This is a genomic window from Rhizobium sp. PP-F2F-G48 (genome assembly GCF_004342335.1).
Taxonomy (GTDB): domain Bacteria; phylum Pseudomonadota; class Alphaproteobacteria; order Rhizobiales; family Rhizobiaceae; genus Ferranicluibacter.
In genome coordinates this window covers 100,913-120,076 of record NZ_SLVH01000001.1, presented here as the reverse complement: position 1 = coordinate 120,076, position 19,164 = coordinate 100,913, and the positions used below count along the sequence as shown (strand labels likewise).

Here is a 19,164-nt window from a genome sequence, read left to right as displayed (position 1 = left end):
AACGCTTCGCTGTTGGCATCCCTGCTCTTCAGTAGCGTGAGACTCCGCGTCGTCTTCTCGCGACAGACGCGAACACAAGCTGTAGGGGCAACCCGACAGATGGTGCAAAAGGGAATGGGATCATCCGCGCTCACAAGCCGATCAGTGATCGATTGAAAGCTTCTCCATTCAACCATTTCCCGTGCTGTACATCTCACTGAGATCGTGCAGTTGGAATATTATGCCTAAATGGCAATAACGATAATGAAATCAACAAAGCAACATCAAAAAGAACTTACAAAATGGGTAGTGCAGATATTCTGCAAAAAAGCAGAATATGAACTAAACCTGAAATATCGAATCAACAATAACAAGATGACGACTGACTATGTAAGCGATAGCACATATTCTGTCACCGTAATCCTAAAGAACTCTGCGCTGACCGACATAAGGTTTGGACAGGAAAAGCTCCAAAGGGAATTTAACCACTATCTCATAAGGCACCTTGGACCAAAACTAATGGACCGTGACAAATTAGATGCCCGAAATCTGAAATACGCACCACTCTGCTTCCTGTCGTTTGATATCGAAGGCACGCGGTACAATAGCTTTGACGTACAGACCGAAAGCCCCCACGGTCATGGAGCAGTCATGTTTCATGAGGCAACGGTCTACAATTTCACGCAGGCGAACAAGCAATTCCTACAGGAAGACGGATCGTACAAGATCAACAACCCGACGCCCGGCATTGCTCAAATCGAGTTTCGGCGCCTACCCTCGGTCGCAGATCTTGCACGCTTCATCGATTACTCCCTCAAGTTCGCCGTTAAGCTGAAGAGCAATCAGACCAACGGTCAGCCGTACAATTTCTATCCAGCATCGTCAGCCAGCTACCCATTCTGGAAGCACCTAAGCATGGTGGATGACGCTGCGGGGCATGTGAAAGCCGTAGTGCAGAAAGCGGAAAATGGAATCGAACGGCTTCGGGTCTTGGAAAACATCCCTCATCGTATCCGTCGCGGCATCGGGCGCAATGGAAGCGGAAAAACGCCTCGGCACCCCACCATTTGAAATGACAGCAGATCCGCCACGTGCCTACTTCCGAGTAAGCACGCTGGCGGGTCGGCGCGGCGACGATGAGACCGCCACTTATGAGGTCTCAGCTTTGCTTGATGCACCCAGACCAGTCATCGACTGGGGCATCGATTGGGACCGCTCTGAAGTTTGAATTGAACGTGTGGACGTTCTTTAAGCCATGAGGCATAAATCTGAGAAATTAGATTCCCGGTATCCCACATGTCCAGCTTTCGCAAAGCCGTCGCGTTCACTTTAACAGTCAACGCGATGTGGTATGCAGCCGCTCTACTGATCATCATCCCTCCAGCGATGCATTTATTGCGTATTGGACGGAATGGCGTCATGCTCGATACCTCTCTCCTGTCGTACATATATCCTCGCTGGTTATGCGATTATCAGTACATAGCCGCAGGCGATGCAAAGGTAGCGAACACGTTCGTCAACTCATATATTGCCGATTTTTTTTGGACCTCGTTTTTGTGCGCGTATTATATGTCTGCCGCTCTACTGGTCCGCCTTTCAGTCGTCTCGAAGACAGTCTTCAAGGTGAAGCGTGTAAGTAACTGGTTCATTCTGGGAACCGGCGCCTTTTGTATTTTGGGAACGTTTGTCGTTTCCTACGTCTACTATCCGTTAGCTGGCAGCGACAATTGTACAATATTCAACCCGTTGTATTCTCTTAGCGAATCAACAGTTATTCGTCAAAGTTCCAATACAGGTTTAGCGTTCTCTTCGATTGTCGTATCTTTCTATTATCTTTTGGTTTCCATCAGTCATAGGAGGCATAGTTCGCTCGAAGACTCAAGCGTCTCGATGAAATCGTAATCCTCACGAGCATCAGCAGCGACGGCATCGATCAGCGTCAGGACCTCATCCTTGCTATCGAGGCGATACTTTTCCTCGGTTTCGCCCGAGTTTTGATAGACGGCATCCGGTCTCGACAATGTAGTGCAGAACGACATAGGGTCCGCCTACATGCGCAACTCGGATAAAACATCAGAATGACTCAAGGACGCAGCGTTCGCCTCTATTTGGTCGAGGGCACGCCTACGGGTATCCTCACTGCAGAAATCATGAATTGGACCGGGCATGTGTTGGTGACACCCCGATCAAAACTTCCGAATGCTCTGCAGCGTCCGGAGGCTACCCGAACAGGCTTATATTTTCTGGTAGGGGATGACCCTGATCAGCCAACGAAAGATCGGGTGTATGTGGGTGAAGGCGACAGCGTGATTGACCGTTTGAAGTCTCATTCGAAAGACGTATCGAAGGACTTTTGGACCCGAGCTTGTCTGGTCACATCGAAAGATTTCAACCTTACAAAGGCCCATGTCCGATATTTGGAAAGTCGTTTTGTCCAGCTCATTAGGTTTGCTGACCGTGCCATTGTAGCAAATGGAAACGAACCTGCGCTTAAAAACCTACCCGAAAGCGATATTGCCGACATGGAGTTTTTCATCGAGCAGGTGCAGGTCATTCTACCTGTGGTCGGCTTTGACTTTCTTCGACCGCGCGTCACAGCACAGTTAGTTTCCGCTTTGACAGAAGCCTATGCATCTACCTCAAATCGTTTGGATCTCGTCATGAACAGCGAGAAGTATGGATTCGCGGCGAAAGCTGTTGAGGTCGATGGGGAAATTACCGTGCTTAAGGGATCACGTGGCAGTACCGCAACCTTCAGCACAAACATCTACGGAGCACTCCGAGAACAACTGCTTAAAGAAGGGCGTTTGGTAGTTACCGATGACCCAAGATTTGTGGAGTTCGCCGAAGATGTAGCTTTCGCCAGTCCGAGCGCGGCGGCGGCGGTCATCAAAAATCGTAACACAAACGGACGGACTTCTTGGAAGCTCGCAAATTCCGGGCAGTCCCTGAAGGACTGGCAGGACGCGTCGTTGGAGAAAGTCATCGACCCCTCGTGAAGGGCATGCTCAAACACGACCTAAGGGGTACAAGATGATCGACATCACAAAACTGCATGACGAAATCGAAGCTGCCTATCAGGCCTCGGGAAATAACCAAGGCTGGCGCTTCCTCTACAGCAACCGATCTGTGCTCAAAACAGCATCGGTTGCTATCATCGGCTGGAATCCGGGCGGGATCGAGCAGGTCGAAGGACACGGGCAGTTTGATATGCCTGTCGGTAAGTCCGCATATGCCGATGAGGACTGGAAGAAGAGTAACGGCACCTTCTACGGACGAGGTCAGGCACCTCTCCAGCTTCAAGTTAAAGCGGTTTGCAAACGGCTTTCGGTAGAGCCGCGTGAGGTGCTGGCGGGAAACCTCCTTCTGTGGCGCTCACAGAACGACGAGGCGCTGGTAGACAGGCGTGGCGCGCTGCAGTTCGGAACCAAGCTTTGGGATGAAGTTCTTCAAGCGGTCCGACCGTCGATCATCTTTGCGATTGGGATCGATACGGGCGAGCGGATAGCCAAGGTCTTAAGTATCTCGACCCACACAAGGATACGCGTTGGATGGGGCGATCTTACCGGTATCTATGGTAGAAACGGTGAGCAACAGCTGATAGCCGTCCCTCACCTATCTCGATTTCGGATAATGACACGGGCTGCGTGCAAAGAGCCATTGGATAAACTTTTTGCAAGGCTGACATGATCCGACCGCTTTGTGCCTGACACATCCGCGGAGCTCGCTTCCTATACGACTGCACACTGAGTCTCACAGAGCGTCACCAGATGGCATTACGAAACCTCCCCGCACGATCCCCGCAAGAGCCTGTCGGACGAACAGGCGGGCGCTGTACGTGGCGTTGTCGCACAGTAGTTGGCACTCTCCCGGTCGATTAGCTGACATCTGGAACGACCGACCCCTGTGATGGTTGTCCACCCGAAAGGGAGACTCGTCATGGAAGAGATTTTCAGCCCGACGTTTGCTAAGGACCATCCCGCTATGAACTGGAATGTGAAGAAGTCTTGGACCTTCATGTGCAAGAGCTAATCGAAGACGCGGTTCAAGCCGGATGGGATACGCGGACCATCTTCAAGGCGCTTGCCAAGGTCGCCGCTGCGAAAGCGATTGCTTATGAGGAAGACCCGGACCCGGAAGACGATTCGGTTCTCAGCGCCAGCACCATACCGGAGTTCGGCACTTTCTCGGTGGAATGAGCGAGACGATTGATGACCATACAGACCGCTCCGAAATGGGCGGTCTTTTTTGTGGGTCAGGCAGCTTGCTCGGTGTTTTTGAATAATGTTTATGGAGACAGCAAGTAACGCCTACTGCTCATTTTACTGCTCATTTTGCTGTCGAAATTATCCAACAAAATCAACGAAATCCAGCTTGACGGCAACCCGGATCAGGTTCAAGGGTCCGGGCTCAACGCCCATCTCAGCACCGTTCGGTGCCCCCCTCGGAATGTCGCCAACCTATTGAGGTCTGGATGTTTTTGTCAACACCCTTTCGCACGCCGCCATCATGCAACGGCTGAGCCGCTCGAATTGCTCGTTTTCCCCCGCCGCCAGGCTTTGGCCGCTCAAGCGCATCTTCCGCACGAACGCGTTCGGACAGCCGAGCGATCCCTCTCGCCTATGCGGTCATGGAAACCTTCAGGCCCAGAGCCTTGACGACACTGAAGAGCGTCCAAAGCTTCGGGTCGCCCTTCTCGCTGAGCGCCTTGTACAGCGCTTCCCGGGTCAGACCGCTATCCTTGGCGACCACCGACATGCCCTTCGCACGGGCGATGTCGCCCAGCGCCACCGCGACAGATTTCGCAGCGCCTTCTTCCAGCGCGGCTTGGAGAGGAGCCAGCCCAATAGGAGGATGACAAGCTGACGCCCTTACTGGGCGAAGGAGACGCGATCACCGGGACCGTAGCTTATCCGCAACGCGCTGATACCCTCACCGACCGGCTTCACGTCACCGAAATTGCCGGTTTCAAGCCGGCGAATGCGCATGACGATCCTTGCTGCGGCGTTGTCATCGCGAAGCTCGCTCGCCCATTTGGCAAAGACAGGGGTTTGGCGGACGTCGATCGTCTGTTAACGGCCGTTAACGGATTCAGTCTTGTCAACCAAGGCAGCATCCTGCGTTTCGGCGCCATTTCAAGGCGTGTGCGTCGGGATATTAGAAGAGTCGAAACAAACGTGCGAGCCCTCTTGCGCAGTGCACAAAACCCGCGATAGAGACGATGGATGGCGACGGGTTGCATCACCTGAAACATCGAGGGATATCCGGCATGACGACGACGCAAACACGGCTTGAAAAGGCCGTGGCCGTGATCGAGGCGGCGATGGAGATGGCGCTCGGCTTCTTCGAGACGCGCGCGACGATCGCCACGGGCAGCAAGGGTTTTCAGGATTTCGTCACCGAAGCCGACACCAGCGTCGAGCGCCTCGTGCGCGAACGGCTGGCGGAGGCGTTTCCGGGCGAGGCCGTGGTCGGCGAGGAGATGGGCGGCGTGGGCGGCGATGCCTACTGGATCATCGACCCGATCGACGGCACCGCGAACTTCCTGCGCGGCTCGCCGCTCTGGGGCATCTCGCTCGGCCACGTCACCCATGGCCGGCCCGATCTCGGCGTCGTCGCCATGCCGGTGTTCCGTGAGATCTATGCCGCGGCCGACGGCACCGGGCTGATGCGCAACGGCCGGCCCTTCATCCGCACCGTGCCGTTCGAAGATGTGCGGGTGATGTCGCTCGGCGACGCCTCGCCGAACGAGGCCGACGAGGTCGCCGCCCTCACGGTCGGCCTGCGCCATGCCGGCTGGGTCGTCCAGTCGATCCGCTCCACCTCCATCGGCCTGCTCTTTGCCGCGCGCGGCACCTATGACGGGCATCTGCAGATGTACACGACGATGTGGGACATCGCCGGCGGCGCCGTCATCGCGCGCGAGGCCGGGCTGGAGGTGCGCATCGGGACGCGGCCGAAGACCGGCAATGGCCCCGACATCCCCTGGATCGCCGCCGGCACGACGGCCCTGATCGCCGATACCGAGCCGCTCTGGCCGCACATCGCGGTTCCGCTCGACCACCCTGCGATCGTCGCCGCCGAATAGCCCGCTCAGTTCGGGCGCGGCCAGTTTCCGATGCCGCCGGTCATCGTCTCGAACAGTTTGGAAAGCTTGAGCACCGCAAGGTCCGCAAAGCGTGGGCCCACGATCTGCAGGCCGATCGGCAGGCCGGAGGCAGAGAAGCCCGCATTGATCGAAGCCGCCGGCTGCTCCGACATGTTCCACGGCACGGTGAAGGCGATGTGTTCGAAGGGCCGCTCCGGATCGTTGGTCGGCGAGGCCCAGTCGGCAGGATAGGAGACGATCGGATTGGTGGGCGAGATCACGGCATCCACGGTCGAGAACAGGATGGCCGCGGCCTTGCGCATCTCCATCGTCTGCCCGAACCCCGCGACGGCCTGCACACCGGTGACATCGGCGCCCTTTTCGGCCCAGGCGTAGATATAGGGAAGGATCGCCGCCCGGCGCTCGGGCGGGAGATCGCGGATGTCACCCCAGAATTTCGCCCGCCAGAAATGGTCGAGACCATCCAGCATCGCCCGCGTCAGGACGGGTCCAACCTCGACGATCTCGGCGCCGGCCGCCTCGAAGTGCCGGGCACCGGCCAGGATCGCCGCCTTCACCTCCGGCTCGGCCTCAAGACCGCAGCCGGCATCCAGCATCAGTCCGATCCGCAGGCCCTTGATGTCGATGTCGAGATCCATCCAGTCGATGGCGACGGGCGGCAGGCTCGTGGCATCCCGCCCGTCGGGCCGCGAGAGCGTGGCCATCGCAAAGGCCGCGTCCTCGACGGTGCGCGTCATCGGCCCGGCGCAGCGACCGACATAATAGGGGTCGATCGGGATGCGGCCATTGCTGGGCTTGAAACCGAAGAGCCCCGTCCAGCCGGCGGGAAGGCGAACCGAGCCGCCGATATCGGTGCCGATGTGCAGCGGCCCGTAGCCGGCGGCACCGGCCGCAGCCGCACCCGCGCTCGATCCGCCGGGGTTCATCGCCGTGTTCCAGGGATTGCGGCTCAAGGGGTGGAAACTCGACAGGCCGGAGGAGAGCATGCCGTAATCCGGACAGGTGGTCTTGGCGAAGATAACCGCGCCATCCTCCCGCAGCCGCGCGGCGACCGGCGCGTCCGCCGCAGCCGGCGTCAGGATGGTGGCCGCGGTGCCGAGCGGCACGGGGGTCCCCTTGGTGGCGATCAATTCCTTCAGCGTCACCGGGATGCCGTCGAGCAGCCCGAGCGGTTCGCCCCTCTGCCAGCGCGCGGTGGAGGCTGCGGCCTGGGCGCGCGCGGCCTCCGGATCATAGGCATAAAGCGCTGCGATCGAAGGTTCGAACGCCGCGATGCGGGCCTCGACCGCCTGCCAATATTCGGACGGCGACAGGGAACGGTTCGCGAAGCGCGCGCGCAATAGCGGAATGGTGGCGTCGAGAAGGTCGGTCATATGGTCTCCATCATTCCGAAGTCTCGGCGTCCAGCAGCACCTCCGCCCGGTGACAGGCGGTCTGCCGGTCGCGCATGTCCGGCCCGTCACCGAGGCTGCGCAGCTCCGGCCGCTCCGTCGCGCAGCGTGCGACGGCCAGCGGACAGCGATTGCGGAAACTGCAGCCGACACCGACATCGATCGATGCCGAAACGGAGAGCGGCGGGCGGTCCGGCCGGCCGAAACGAGTCACGTCCGGCTCGGCATCGGCGAGCAGCCGCGTATAGGGGTGCAGCGGGCGCGCGAAGACGGCCTGCGCCGGCCCGCTTTCCACCAGGCGCCCGCGATACATCACGCCCACCCGGTCGGCCACGGCATCCACGACCGCAAGATTGTGCGTGATGAACAGCACGGTCACGCCGCGCCGGTCGCGCAGGTCCATCAGCAGGTTGAGCACCTGCGCCTGCACCGACAGGTCGAGCGCGGACACCGCCTCGTCGGCCACGACCAGCTTCGGCTCGGTGATCAGCGCCCGCGCGATGGCGATGCGCTGGCGCTGCCCGCCGGAAAACGCATGCGGGTAGCGTGCCGCATGATCCGGCGACAGGCCGACCGCCTCGAGCATCGCCGCCACCTTGTCCCGCCGCTCGGCCCGTCCCGGCTTGCCGTCCAGCACGTGCAGCGGCTCGGCCACGATGCGACCGACCGTCTGGCGCGGATCGAGCGAGCCGAACGGATCCTGGAACACCATCTGGAAATCGCGCCGCTTGCGCTTCAGTTCGCGCGCCGAGACGCCGAACAGGTCCTCGCCCTCGAACAGGACGCTGCCGGATGTCGGCCGGTCGAGCGCCATGACGAGGCGCGCCAGCGTCGACTTTCCACAACCGGACTCGCCGACGATCCCATGGATCGTTCCGCGATGAACCGTCATGCTCACATCGTTGAGCGCACGGGTCACATGCCTGCCGGCGAAGAGCCCGCCGCTGGCATAATCCCGCGACAGATGGCGGATATCGACAAGCGGTGGCTCGATCATGGTATCGCCTCCCCGGGCGCGCGGATGCAGCGGACGCCGCGGCCGGGCACCGGATATGTCCAGCGGGGCTCTGCGGCATGACAGGCGTCGACGCGCTCGGGACAGCGGTCGGAAAAGACGCAGCCGGGCGGAAGGGCGGCAAAAGACGGCACGGTGCCGGGGATCGTCTGCAGCCGACCAGCCTGGGGCTGGCGCCGGGGGACGGCCCGCAGCAGGCCGCGCGTGTAGGGGTTGAGCGGCATCGTCAGCACATCGCGCGTCAGCCCCTCTTCCAGACGCCGGCCGGCATAGAGAACGAGGGTGCGCGCGCACATGCGGGCGATGACGCCGAGATCGTGGCTGACGAGGATGAGCGCCATGCCGGCATCGCGCGTCAGATCGTCGAGGATGTCGAGGACCTCGGCCTGCACCGTAACGTCGAGCGCCGTCGTCGGCTCGTCCGCGATCATGAGGGCGGGCTTCATGGCGAGCGCGATGGCGATGCCGACCCGCTGCCGCTGACCGCCGGACAGCGCATGCGGATAGGAGCGCGACAGACGCGCGGCCTCCGGCATGCGCACGCGGTCGAGCAGCGTGATTGCCTCCCGGCGCGCCGCGCGCCAGGAAAGTCCCTCCTGGATGACCATCCCCTCGGCGATCTGGTCGCCGACCGTCATCGCCGGATTGAGCGCCGTCAGCGGCTCCTGAAAGATCAGGCCGATGCGGCGGCCCCGCACGGAACAGAGCGTCTCGTCGTCCATGGCCAGGAGATCGCGCCCCTCCAGCAGGATGCGCCCCGTCGGGCGCGCGACCGGGGGAAGAAGACCCATCACGGCAAGCGCCAGGAGCGATTTTCCCGACCCGCTCTCCCCGACGATGCCGAGCGTTTCCCCGGCCTCCAGCGTCAGGGAGATATCGGTGACGATCGGCGGCCGTGCGCCGTCGGGGCGATCGATGGCGATGGCGAGATTTTCGATCCGGAGCAGCGGTTGCGTCATCAGCGGCCCCTCTCACGCGGATCGAGAAGGTCGCGCAGGCCGTCGCCGAGCATGTTGAAGCCCAGCACCGTCATTGCGATGGCGAGACCCGGCAGGATGGCGAGCCACGGCGCGCGGCCGAGATAGGTCTGCGCGTCGGCCAGCATCCGCCCCCAGGTCGGCGCCGGCGGCGCCATGCCGAGACCGAGAAAACTGAGGCCTGCTTCGGTCAGGATGGCAAGACCGAGCTGGATCGTCGCCTGCACGATGATCTGGTTGGCGATATTGGGCAGGACATGATCGATCGTGATGCGGATGCCGCCCTTGCCCGCCCCGCGCGCGGCCTGAACATAATCCCGCGACCAGACCTGCAGCGCGGCGCTGGCCGTCACCCGGGCAAAGACCGGCACCATGAACACGGCGATGGCGATGATGGCGGTGGGGCGGCCGGTGCCGAGCAACGCCCCGAGCATCATGGCCGAGAGAATGGGCGGAACCGCGAAGATCACGTCGTTCGCGCGCATCATGATCGCCTCGAACCAGCCGCGCCGGGCCGCGACCGCGACGCCGAGAAGCGTGCCGGCGAGCGCACCCATGACGACCGCCAGCACCGCGATCGACAGCGAGTTCCAGGCGCCGACCATCAGCATCGAGGCGACGTCGCGGCCGAGGTGATCGGTTCCGAGCAGCCCCTGCGCCAAAGGCGGTTTCAGCTTCTGCACGATCTGCAGCTTGGCCGGCGGCAGCGGCGTCCAGACGAGCGACAAAAGCGCGATCGCACCGATGAAGCCGATCACGAGACCGCCGGTCCAGAGCTTGCCATGCGCCAGACCCCGCCGCAGGGCCGCGGCGAAAGTCCTGCCCCGGCGCGGCGGCGCGGACGGTGCGACCGCGCTCATGTGCGACCCCGCAGGCGCGGGTCGAGCGCGAGATAGGAGAGATCGACCAGAAAATTCATGACGATGACCAGCGCGGCGAAGAACAGGACGACATCCTGCATCACGATGATGTCGCGCTGCGACAGGGCCTGCAAGGCAAGACGTCCGAGGCCCGGCAGGTTGAAGACGTTTTCGACCAGCACCGCGCCGGCGATCAGGAAGGTGAACTGCAGCCCGAGAATGGTGACGACCGGCACCAGTGCATTGGGCACCGCATGCCGCCACAGCGCTTTGCGCCGGGACAGTCCCTTGGCGCGCGCCGTGCGCACGAAATCCTCGTTCATCACCTCGATCACCGCCGAACGCGTGACCCGGGTCAGCACGCCCGCCTGCGGCAGCGCCAGCGCGATGGCCGGCAGAACCAGCGCGCCCAGCGCCGGCAGGACCCCCGCCTGCCAGCCGGGAAAGCCGCCGGAGGGAACCCAGCCGAACGAGACGGAGAAGACCAGCACCAGCAGCAGCCCCACCCAGAAACCGGGTACGGCAATGAACATCTGCGACACCAGGCCGACCGCGGTATCGACCACGCCATTGCGCCGGGCGGCCGAGAGAACCCCGAGCGGAAGGGCGATGGTAACGGACAGCAAGATGGCGAAGACGGCCAGCGGCAGCGTCACCACCAGCCGCTCGGCGATCAGCCCGGCCACGGGCACGCCGTAGGTATAGGACATGCCCAGATCGCCGGTCGCCACGCCGGCGAGCCAGGAGAGATAGCGCAGCACCAGCGGCTGATCGAGGCCGAGCTCCCGCCGCAGCGCCTCCAGCGTTTCCGGCGTCGCCGACGTCCCCAGCATGATCGCCGCGGGGTCGCCCGGCAGCACGTCCATGACGAGGAAGATCAGCGCGGAGACGGCAAGGAGCGTCAGGACGAGGCTGGCAATGCGGCGGAGAAGCAGGCCGGTCATGCGAGGTTCCGACACCGGAGGCGGTCACATGACAGCCTCAGCGCCGCCGCAACCGCAGGGCCCGTGGCCGGCCCCTCATCCGGCTGCCGCCCGTTTCGTCCCATCGGGCTCCCCGTAGAAATCGTGATACGGGACCCGGGGCGAGCGCCCGTCAAATCCAGGATCGCAGCGCACGACGCGTCCCCTCTCCCCGCAGGCGGGGAGAGGGTTAGGGTGAGGGGCTGCCGCGGAGGTCGGAGTGTGCCGTGGGTCCGCATGGCACCTGCCCCCCTCACCTCCACAGCGGCCATCACACAGGGACTGCTCGCTTTCATTCCTCCCAGTAAACCTCGCTCAGCACATTCGACGGGATCGGCTCGTTTTCCCAGAGACCCTTGAGCTTGGCGTTCCACACGCCGAGCTTGGGCATGACGAAAAGGAACAGGGCCGGCACGTCCTCGGCAAGAATCGTCTGCGCATCCTGATAGAGCGCGTCCTGTGCCGCCGGGTCGGCCGTCGCCTCGATCTTGTTGATGATCTCGGAAAAGGCCGGGTTCTTGTAGTTGAAGTAGTAGGGATCGCGGGCGTAGATATCGATGTCCATCGGCTCGGCATGGGCGACGATGGTCATGTCGTAATCGGCGCCCTTCAGCACGTCCTGCACCCATTTTGCCGGAAACTCGGTCGGCTCGATGGTCATGGTCACGCCGATTTCCGCCAGCATCGCCTGCATCACCTCGGCGCTGCGCGGCGCGTAGGCCATCTGCGGCGTCTTGATCGTGAAGGCGAAACCATCGGGATAGCCCGCTTCCGCGAGAAGCGCCTTGGCCTTCTCGACATCATAGGGGAGCTTCGCCGTGAGATCGACATAGGCCCGATCGTTCGGGGTGTAGTGGCTGCCGATCGCGGTGCCGAGGCCGGACCAGGCGCCATCGATCACGGTCTGCCGGTCGATCGCCATCATCAGCGCCTGGCGCACGCGCTTGTCGTCGAAAGGCTTGCGGGCATTGTTCATGCCGGCGACGACCTTGAGCTCGGTGTTGCCGATCACCGTCACGAGGTCGGCATTGTCCTTGAAGCTGTCCATCAGCTCGGGCGCGGCAAATTCGGGAAAGGCATCGACGCCGCCGGTGGTCACCGCCGCGGCCTGCGCCTGCGCATCGGCGATGAAGCGGAAGGTTACCGTCTCCAGACGAACCTTGACGGCCTTGTTCCAGTAGTTCGGATTGGCGGCCAGCTCCACGCGGTCGCCCTTGGTCCAGCTGACGAAGGTGAAGGGGCCGGTGCCAATGGGCTTGGTCTTGTCGTCGGCCGCACTTTTCGTGCCGACCATGACCGAGGCCGGCCAGCCGAGCCAGTAGAGCAGGCTTCCCTGAGGTTTCTTCAGCTTCAGCACCAGCGTCGCCTTATCAGGCGTTTCGATCGTGTCGATGGCGGCAAAGAACCGCTTCTGCCCGTTGGTCGAATCCGGCCCACGGGCGCGGTCGAGCGAGAATTTGGCGACCGAACTGTCGAAGGCCTCGCCATCATGGAAGGTCACGCCGTCCTGCAGCTTGAACGTATAGGTCAGCCCGTCGGGCGAGATCTCCCAGCTTTTGGCGAGCTGCGGCACGATCTTGCCCTCACGGTCGATGGCGACCAGCCCCTCGAACACGTTCTGCCAGGTCACCTGGCCGATGGCGACGGGTGCAGCCGCGGTCGGATCGAGCCCCTGCGGCTCGATCGTCATGCCGAGAACAAGCGATGTCTTGGCGGCAAAAGCGCCGTGAAATGAGAAAAGCAGCGCCGTGGAAAGGGCAGCACTTGCAAGGATCGCGCGGATCCTCCGGGCGGGGCTCACGTCGAAAGGCATCATGCTCGTCCCTCGTTTCATGCTTGCTGAAACCAGCATGACAGAAGTGTGGCATCCGGATCGGCACGACACAACGGAAATCATGCGGCACTGCACAATTCACGCCGCGCTTATGTACGCGCCATTCCGTCTTCGCGCCATTCCGACTTTGCGCAAGGCCGCAGCGGCAGGATGTCCCGCATGCGGATCTATCGGTCCGTCGGCGGCCAGCCGCCTGCTTTTCGCCAACGCGCTTGATGCCCTGCGACGCGCGGCTTGGGACACTACGTCGCGGCCGGCGCCGGCGCTTCCGCGCCGGGCTTGGGCTGGCGGCCCTTGAAGATGCGGCGCACGGTGACGAACAGCAGCGGAATGAAGAAGATCCCGATAAAGGTCGCCGCGATCATGCCGCCCATGACACCGATGCCGATCGAGTTCTGCGCGCCCGAACCGGCGCCGCTCGCAATCGCCAGCGGCGTCACGCCGAGGATGAAGGCGAGCGAGGTCATCAGGATCGGTCGAAGGCGCTGGCGGGACGCTTCCATCGTCGCCGAGACGAGATCCTTGCCCTGGGCCTGCTCCTCCATGGCGAATTCGACGATCAGGATCGCATTCTTCGCCGCGAGCCCTATGGTCGTCAGAAGACCGACCTTGAAATAGACGTCGTTGGATTCCCCCATGATGGTGGCGGCAAACAGCGCCCCGAAAATGCCGATCGGCACGGCGAGCATGACGGCGAAGGGAATAGACCAGCTCTCGTAGAGCGCGGCGAGCGCGAGGAACACGACGAGGCCGGAGATCAGGTACAATTGCGTTGCCTGACTGCCCGACAGCCGCTCCTGCGCCGAGAGCCCGGTCCATTCATGGGCAAAGCCCGCGCCCTGCTCCGCCATGATCGTATCGATGACATTCATGGCGTCGCCGGAACTGACGCCGGGTGCGGCCGAGCCCTGGATCTCCACCGCGGACGAGCCGTTATAGCGCTCGAGACGCGGCGAGCCGAACGACCAGCTGCCGCTCGCAAAGGCGGAGAACGGCACCATGCCGTTGTCGGAGTTGCGGACATACCAGGTGTCGAAGTCTTCCGGCTGCATGCGGAAATTCTGGTCACCTTGCAGATAGACCGGCTTCACCCGTCCGCGATCGATGAAATCGTTGATGTATTTCCCGCCCCAGGCCGTGGACAAGGTCGTATCGATATCGGACAGGCCGAGATTGAGGGCGCTTGCCTTTTCCTGGTCGATGTTCACCTGATATTGCGTCTGGTCCTCCTGCCCGTTCGGCCGGGTTCCCTGCAAGAGCGGGCTCTGCCCGGCGGCGGCCAGCAGCTTGTTGCGCATCGCGATCAGCGCCTCATGCCCTTCGCCGTTGATGTCCTGGAGATAGACGTCGAAGCCGCCGGAGTTGCCGAAGCCCGGAATGGCGGGTGGCGCAAGCGCGGTAACGGACCCGTCCTGGATTTTCGAGAAGGCTTTTCGCGCCCGGGCGACGATGGCGGACGCACTGCCATTGGGATCGCTCCGCTGATCGAAACCCTTCAGCCGCACGAAGGTGAGGCCGACATTCTGTCCTTGTCCGCCGAAGCCGAAGCCCGCAGCACCGAACACGCCGTCGACATAGGCCTTCTCCTGATTGAGGTAGTAATCCGTCACCTGCCGCATGACCTTGATGGTGCGGTCCTGCGTGGCGCCCGGCGGCAGCTGGACGCTGGTGATGAGGATGCCCTGGTCTTCCTCCGGCAGGAACGAGCTCGGCAGCCGGTTGAAGAGATAGACGACGGCGCCGATGATGAGGAAGAACACGAGGAGGAAGGCGAATGGCCGGCGGATCATGCCGGAAATGCTGCGCTGATAGCCATTGGTCGTGCGGTCGAAACCCCGGTTGAAGACCCCGGAAAGCCCCTTTTTCTTCGCCCCCCCCTTCGGCTTCTTCAAAAGGGTCGCGCACAGCGCCGGCGTCAGCGTCAGCGCCACGACGACGGACAGGACCATGGCCGAGACGATCGTCACCGAGAACTGCCGATAGATGATGCCGACCGAGCCGGAGAAGAACGCCATCGGAATGAAGACGGCCGACAGCACCGTGGCGATGCCGACCAGCGCGCCCGTGATCTCGTTCATGGACTTGATGGTCGCCTCGCGCGGCTCCAGCCCCTCCTCCTCCATGATGCGCTCGACATTCTCGACGACGACGATGGCATCGTCGACCAGAAGCCCGATGGCCAGCACCATGGCGAACATGGTGAGCGTATTGATCGAGTAGCCGAAGGCGGAGAGCACCCCGAACGTGCCGAGCAGGACGACGGGCACCGCGAGCGTCGGTATGAGCGTGGCACGAAGACTCTGGAGAAACACCAGCATGACCACGAAGACCAGCACGATCGCCTCGATCAGCGTCTTGATCACATCCTTGATCGACAGCCGGACGAAGGGCGTGGTGTCGTTGGCATAGGCGACCTCGACATTCTGCGGCAGCGTTTCGCGCAGATTGTCGATGGCGGTCGTCACGGCCTCTGCCGTGTCCAGCGCATTGGCGTTGGCGGCGAGATAGATGCCGAGGCCGGAGGCGTTCTTGCCATTGTACATGCCGGACGTGTCGTAGCTCTCGGCGCCGAGCTCGACGCGGGCGACGTCGTTCAGACGGACGAGCGAACCGTCGGGAAGGCTCTTGATAATGATGTTCTCGAACTGCTCGGGTGTCTGCAGCCGGCTCTTGGCGGTCACGGTCGCATTCAGTTGCTGGCCCTGGCGCTGCGGCAGGCCGCCGAGCTGCCCGGCCGAAACCTGCGTGTTCTGCGCCTCGATGGCGCTCGAAACGTCGCTCGCCATCAGGCTGTACTTCACCAGCTTGGCGGGATCGAGCCAGATGCGCATCGCATAGCCGGATCCGAAGATGCGCGTGTCGCCGACGCCGGGCACGCGCTTGATCGTGTCGTTGAGCGTGCTGTCGATGTAATCGGACAGGTCGAGCGAGGAGAGGCTGTTATCGGTGGAGACCAGGGCGACGACCATCAGGAAGCCGGTGGAGGCCTTGGCGACCGTGATGCCGCTCGACTGCACGCTTTGCGGCAGCTGCGATTCCACGAGCTGGAGCTTGTTCTGCACCTGCATCTGCGCGACATCCGGGTCGGCGGCATTGGTGAAGGTGAGCGAGATCGTCGCCGAACCCGTCGATTGCGAGGTCGAGGTCATATAGTCGAGATTGTCGATCCCGGTCATCCCCTGCTCGATGACCTTGGTCACCGAGTTCTCGACCGTCTGCGCGTCTGCCCCGGCATAGTTGGCGCTGATGCGCACCGAGGTCGGGGCGATCTGCGGATATTGCGAGATCGACAGCGTGGTGATGGCGAGGACGCCCGCCAGCATGATGCAGATGGAAATGACCCAGGCGAAGATCGGCCTGTCGATGAAGAAACGCGACATGGGCCGACCTCAATTCTTTGCAGCAGGCAGGACGGGAGCAGCGGAGGCCTCTTTCGCCGGCGCGGCGGCCGTCGAACCGGCCTCGGCCTTGACGGGTGCCGGCCCTCCGGTCTGCTGGGCCTGTTCGAGTTCGCCGGTGGCGTCGTTGACGATGACGTTCGATGTCGTCACGTCCTGGCCGGCACGCACGCGCTGGCCCCCCTCGACCACGACGTTCTCGCCGTCCTTGATGCCCTCGGCGACCAGCCAGCTGTTGCCGATGCTGCGATCGACCGTCAGCACGCGCTGCTCCACCTTTCCCTCCGGGGAGACGAACAAGGCCGTTGCCTCGCCCTTGGTGTTGCGCGACACGGCGCGCTGCGGCACCAGATAGCTGTTCTGACGGATGCCCTCCTGAATCATGGCGCGGACATAGACGCCTGGCAGGAGCAGTTGCTGGGGATTGGGAAACTCCGCCCTGACGGTGACCGAGCCCGTGGTCTCCTCGACGGCCGCGTCGAGAAACTCGATCCGGCCGGTCCGGTCATAGTCGGAGCCGTCCTCCAGCTTCAGCTTGACGCTGACATTGGCGCCCGTCGTCTTCAGGCGCCCGTCCTCGATGGCGCGCCGCAACTTCAGGAGGTTGGCGCTCGATTGGGTCACATCGACATTGATCGGGTCGATCTGGCGGATCGTGGTCAGCGACGTCGTCTGGTCGGCGGTCACCAGTGCCCCGACCGTAACCGTGGACGCCCCGACGCGACCGCCGATCGGCGCACGGATCTTGGTGTAATCGAGGTTGATGCGGGCCGTCTCAAGCGCCGCCTTCGCCGAGGCGACATCGGCATTGGCCTGCGCCAGGGCGCCCTGCGCCTCGTCGAGATCCTGCTGACTCACCGCATCGCTGCGGCTGAGGCCCTTATAGCGATCGACCTTCGCCTGCGCGCTCGGCACCGCGCCGTTCGCCTTGGCGACGGCCGCGACCGCGCTGTCATAGGCCGCCTGATAGGTCGCGGGGTCGATCTCGTAGAGCACATCGCCTTCCTTGACCGATCCGCCCTCCTGGAAATTGCGCTTGCGCACGATCCCGCCGACCTGCGGCCGGACTTCGGCGATCAGCGATGCGGCCGTGCGTCCCGGCAGAAGCGCCGTGATGGCGACGGAGGTCGGGTGCAGCGTCATCACGCTGACCTCGGGCTTCACCGCCGGCGCGTTCGCAGGCTTCTGCTCGGTCTTCTCGTTGCATCCGGCAAGGGCGAAGAGCGCACCGAACAGGACCGCGGGCAGGACATGGCGGATATGGGACACGTGGGAAATCTCCGGAGGCGACGGAACGGACATAGGCCGAACCCCACGCCAGACATCCCCATGATTGCGGCAATCTTCAGCAGATCCTGATATTTTTTCGATTGAGGCGTTTTGGCGCGTCCAACACGCAGCCGGAAGGTCTCAGAGGGAGGCGGTGATGCCGCCATCGACATAGAGAACATGGCCGTTGACGAAAGAGGATGCGGCGGACGACAGGAACACGCAGGCGCCGACCAGTTCGTCCACCTGCCCCCATCGCCCGGCCGGCGTGCGCTTGCCGAGCCAGGCCGAGAAGTCCGGGTCCGCGACCAGGGCTGCGTTCAGCGGCGTCTCGAAATAGCCGGGCGCGATCGCATTGCACTGGAGCCCGTAGCGCGCCCAGTCCGTCGCCATGCCCTTGGTGAGGTTCGCCACAGCCCCCTTCGTCGCCGTATACGGCGCGATCGAGGGACGTGCGAGCGCGCTCTGCACGCTGGCGATATTGACGATCTTGCCGGCGCCACGCGCGATCATATGCCGCGCCACCGCCTGCCCCACATGGAAGACACTGGCGATATTCGTCTGCAGCAATCGCTCGAAGGCCTCCGGCGGAAAGTCTTCGAGCGGCGCCCGATGCTGCATGCCGGCATTGTTGACGAGAATGTCGATCGGCCCGACCTCTGCCTCGAACCCATCGATCGCCGCCCGCACCGCATGGTGATCGGTCGCGTCGAAGACGAGGCTGAGGGCTTTTGGCACGGCCGCAGCCGCAGCCTTCAGCTTTGCCGCATCGCGCCCGTTGAGCACCACCTGCGCACCGGCGGCCTGCAGCCCCCGCGCAAGCGCCAGCCCGATGCCTTGCGAAGACCCGGTGACCAGCGCGCGACGTCCAGTGAGATCGAAAAGGGCAAGGCTCATGACTGGATCTCCGTCTCACGGGTCGAACGCGACTGGACTGTTTCCGGAGCGGAGGACAGCTGCGCCTCGATCTCCGCCGTGTCGATCACCGACCAGACCTCCGCGATCCTGCCGTCGCGATAGGCATAGAAGACGTGTTCCGTGAACCGGACGGTCCGACCGTTCACCGGCAGCCCCATGAAGGCGCCGATGGGCGTGCAGTCGAACGCAAGCCGGCTGGCGATGACGGGGGGATCGGCGACCAGCTGGACGATCCGGAAGGCGAGATCCGGGATCTCCCGAAAATCCGTCTCCAGCATCGTCCTGTAACCGGCAAGGCCGAGCGGCCGGCCATTGTGCCGGACGTCCTCGCCGACGAACTGCGACAGCGCGTTCCAGTCCTGCCGGTTGAGACAGTCGATATAGTCGCGATACAGTCTCGAAAGATCGGTGCCCGTCATGGCAATCTCCGCTATGTCCCAGATGAGAGGGAG

17 protein-coding genes are annotated in these 19,164 nt (G+C 62.6%); 5 read left to right on the top strand and 12 right to left on the bottom strand.

Going from position 1 to position 19,164, the window contains the following annotated elements; genetic code table 11:
• Positions 1-243 precede the first annotated feature (243 nt).
• From C8J36_RS00550 to C8J36_RS00535, 4 genes are all read left to right on the top strand, one after another.
• On the top strand, positions 244-1,050 hold the full coding sequence (locus tag C8J36_RS00550; RefSeq protein ID WP_132531456.1) for a hypothetical protein: 807 nt from the start codon (positions 244-246) through the stop codon (positions 1,048-1,050).
• Between the two features lie 1,007 nt (positions 1,051-2,057).
• Positions 2,058-2,978, top strand: coding sequence for a GIY-YIG nuclease family protein (locus C8J36_RS00545; RefSeq protein WP_132531453.1), 921 nt, complete (start codon positions 2,058-2,060; stop codon positions 2,976-2,978).
• 34 nt (positions 2,979-3,012) lie between these two features.
• Positions 3,013-3,669 (top strand): hypothetical protein, encoded by a 657-nt coding sequence (locus tag C8J36_RS00540; protein WP_132531450.1) that lies wholly within the window; start codon positions 3,013-3,015, stop codon positions 3,667-3,669.
• Between the two features lie 317 nt (positions 3,670-3,986).
• Positions 3,987-4,178, top strand: coding sequence for a hypothetical protein (locus C8J36_RS00535; RefSeq protein ID WP_132531447.1), 192 nt, complete (start codon positions 3,987-3,989; stop codon positions 4,176-4,178).
• Positions 4,179-4,599: 421 nt separating this feature from the next.
• On the opposite strand, the gene C8J36_RS00530 is transcribed toward C8J36_RS00535, so the two are convergent.
• Positions 4,600-4,770: an addiction module antidote protein gene (locus C8J36_RS00530; RefSeq protein ID WP_245506412.1), complete on the bottom strand. Its 171-nt coding sequence runs from the start codon at positions 4,768-4,770 to the stop codon at positions 4,600-4,602.
• 80 nt (positions 4,771-4,850) lie between these two features.
• Complete coding sequence (locus C8J36_RS00525; protein ID WP_132532926.1) at positions 4,851-5,045, bottom strand: type II toxin-antitoxin system RelE/ParE family toxin; 195 nt, start codon at positions 5,043-5,045, stop codon at positions 4,851-4,853.
• 203 nt (positions 5,046-5,248) lie between these two features.
• On the opposite strand from C8J36_RS00525, the gene C8J36_RS00520 reads away from it, so the two are divergent.
• A complete protein-coding gene (locus C8J36_RS00520) occupies positions 5,249-6,067 on the top strand; it encodes an inositol monophosphatase family protein (protein ID WP_132531441.1) in 819 nt (272 codons plus the stop codon).
• Between the two features lie 5 nt (positions 6,068-6,072).
• Here the strand turns inward: C8J36_RS00520 and C8J36_RS00515 are convergent, their stop codons facing one another.
• The 10 genes from C8J36_RS00515 to C8J36_RS00470 form a co-directional block, all read right to left on the bottom strand.
• Positions 6,073-7,461 carry an amidase gene (locus C8J36_RS00515; protein ID WP_132531438.1) on the bottom strand — a complete coding sequence of 463 codons (1,389 nt, stop codon included), beginning with the start codon at positions 7,459-7,461 and terminating at the stop codon, positions 6,073-6,075.
• A 10-nt stretch (positions 7,462-7,471) separates the two neighbouring features.
• Entirely contained in the window at positions 7,472-8,476 is a 1,005-nt protein-coding gene (locus C8J36_RS00510) for an oligopeptide/dipeptide ABC transporter ATP-binding protein (RefSeq protein WP_132531435.1), read from the bottom strand.
• Positions 8,473-9,453 (bottom strand): ABC transporter ATP-binding protein, encoded by a 981-nt coding sequence (locus tag C8J36_RS00505; RefSeq protein ID WP_132531432.1) that lies wholly within the window; start codon positions 9,451-9,453, stop codon positions 8,473-8,475. Before C8J36_RS00505 ends, C8J36_RS00510 begins: the two co-directional genes overlap by 4 nt.
• Positions 9,453-10,331 (bottom strand): ABC transporter permease, encoded by an 879-nt coding sequence (locus C8J36_RS00500; RefSeq protein WP_132531429.1) that lies wholly within the window; start codon positions 10,329-10,331, stop codon positions 9,453-9,455. The genes C8J36_RS00505 and C8J36_RS00500 overlap by 1 nt, the downstream gene beginning before the upstream one ends.
• Positions 10,328-11,275 carry an ABC transporter permease gene (locus C8J36_RS00495; RefSeq protein WP_132531426.1) on the bottom strand — a complete coding sequence of 316 codons (948 nt, stop codon included), beginning with the start codon at positions 11,273-11,275 and terminating at the stop codon, positions 10,328-10,330. Before C8J36_RS00495 ends, C8J36_RS00500 begins: the two co-directional genes overlap by 4 nt.
• A 310-nt stretch (positions 11,276-11,585) precedes the next feature.
• On the bottom strand, positions 11,586-13,109 hold the full coding sequence (locus C8J36_RS00490; protein WP_132531423.1) for an ABC transporter substrate-binding protein: 1,524 nt from the start codon (positions 13,107-13,109) through the stop codon (positions 11,586-11,588).
• 260 nt (positions 13,110-13,369) lie between these two features.
• A complete protein-coding gene (locus tag C8J36_RS00485) occupies positions 13,370-16,507 on the bottom strand; it encodes an efflux RND transporter permease subunit (RefSeq protein WP_132531420.1) in 3,138 nt (1,045 codons plus the stop codon).
• A gap of 9 nt (positions 16,508-16,516) precedes the next feature.
• Positions 16,517-17,794, bottom strand: a complete 1,278-nt coding sequence (locus C8J36_RS00480; RefSeq protein ID WP_062591809.1) for an efflux RND transporter periplasmic adaptor subunit — start codon at positions 17,792-17,794, stop codon at positions 16,517-16,519.
• A gap of 141 nt (positions 17,795-17,935) precedes the next feature.
• Entirely contained in the window at positions 17,936-18,691 is a 756-nt protein-coding gene (locus tag C8J36_RS00475) for an SDR family oxidoreductase (protein ID WP_132531417.1), read from the bottom strand.
• Positions 18,688-19,131, bottom strand: a complete 444-nt coding sequence (locus C8J36_RS00470) for an ester cyclase (RefSeq protein WP_132531414.1) — start codon at positions 19,129-19,131, stop codon at positions 18,688-18,690. The genes C8J36_RS00475 and C8J36_RS00470 overlap by 4 nt, the downstream gene beginning before the upstream one ends.
• Between the last annotated feature and the right edge of the window lie 33 nt (positions 19,132-19,164).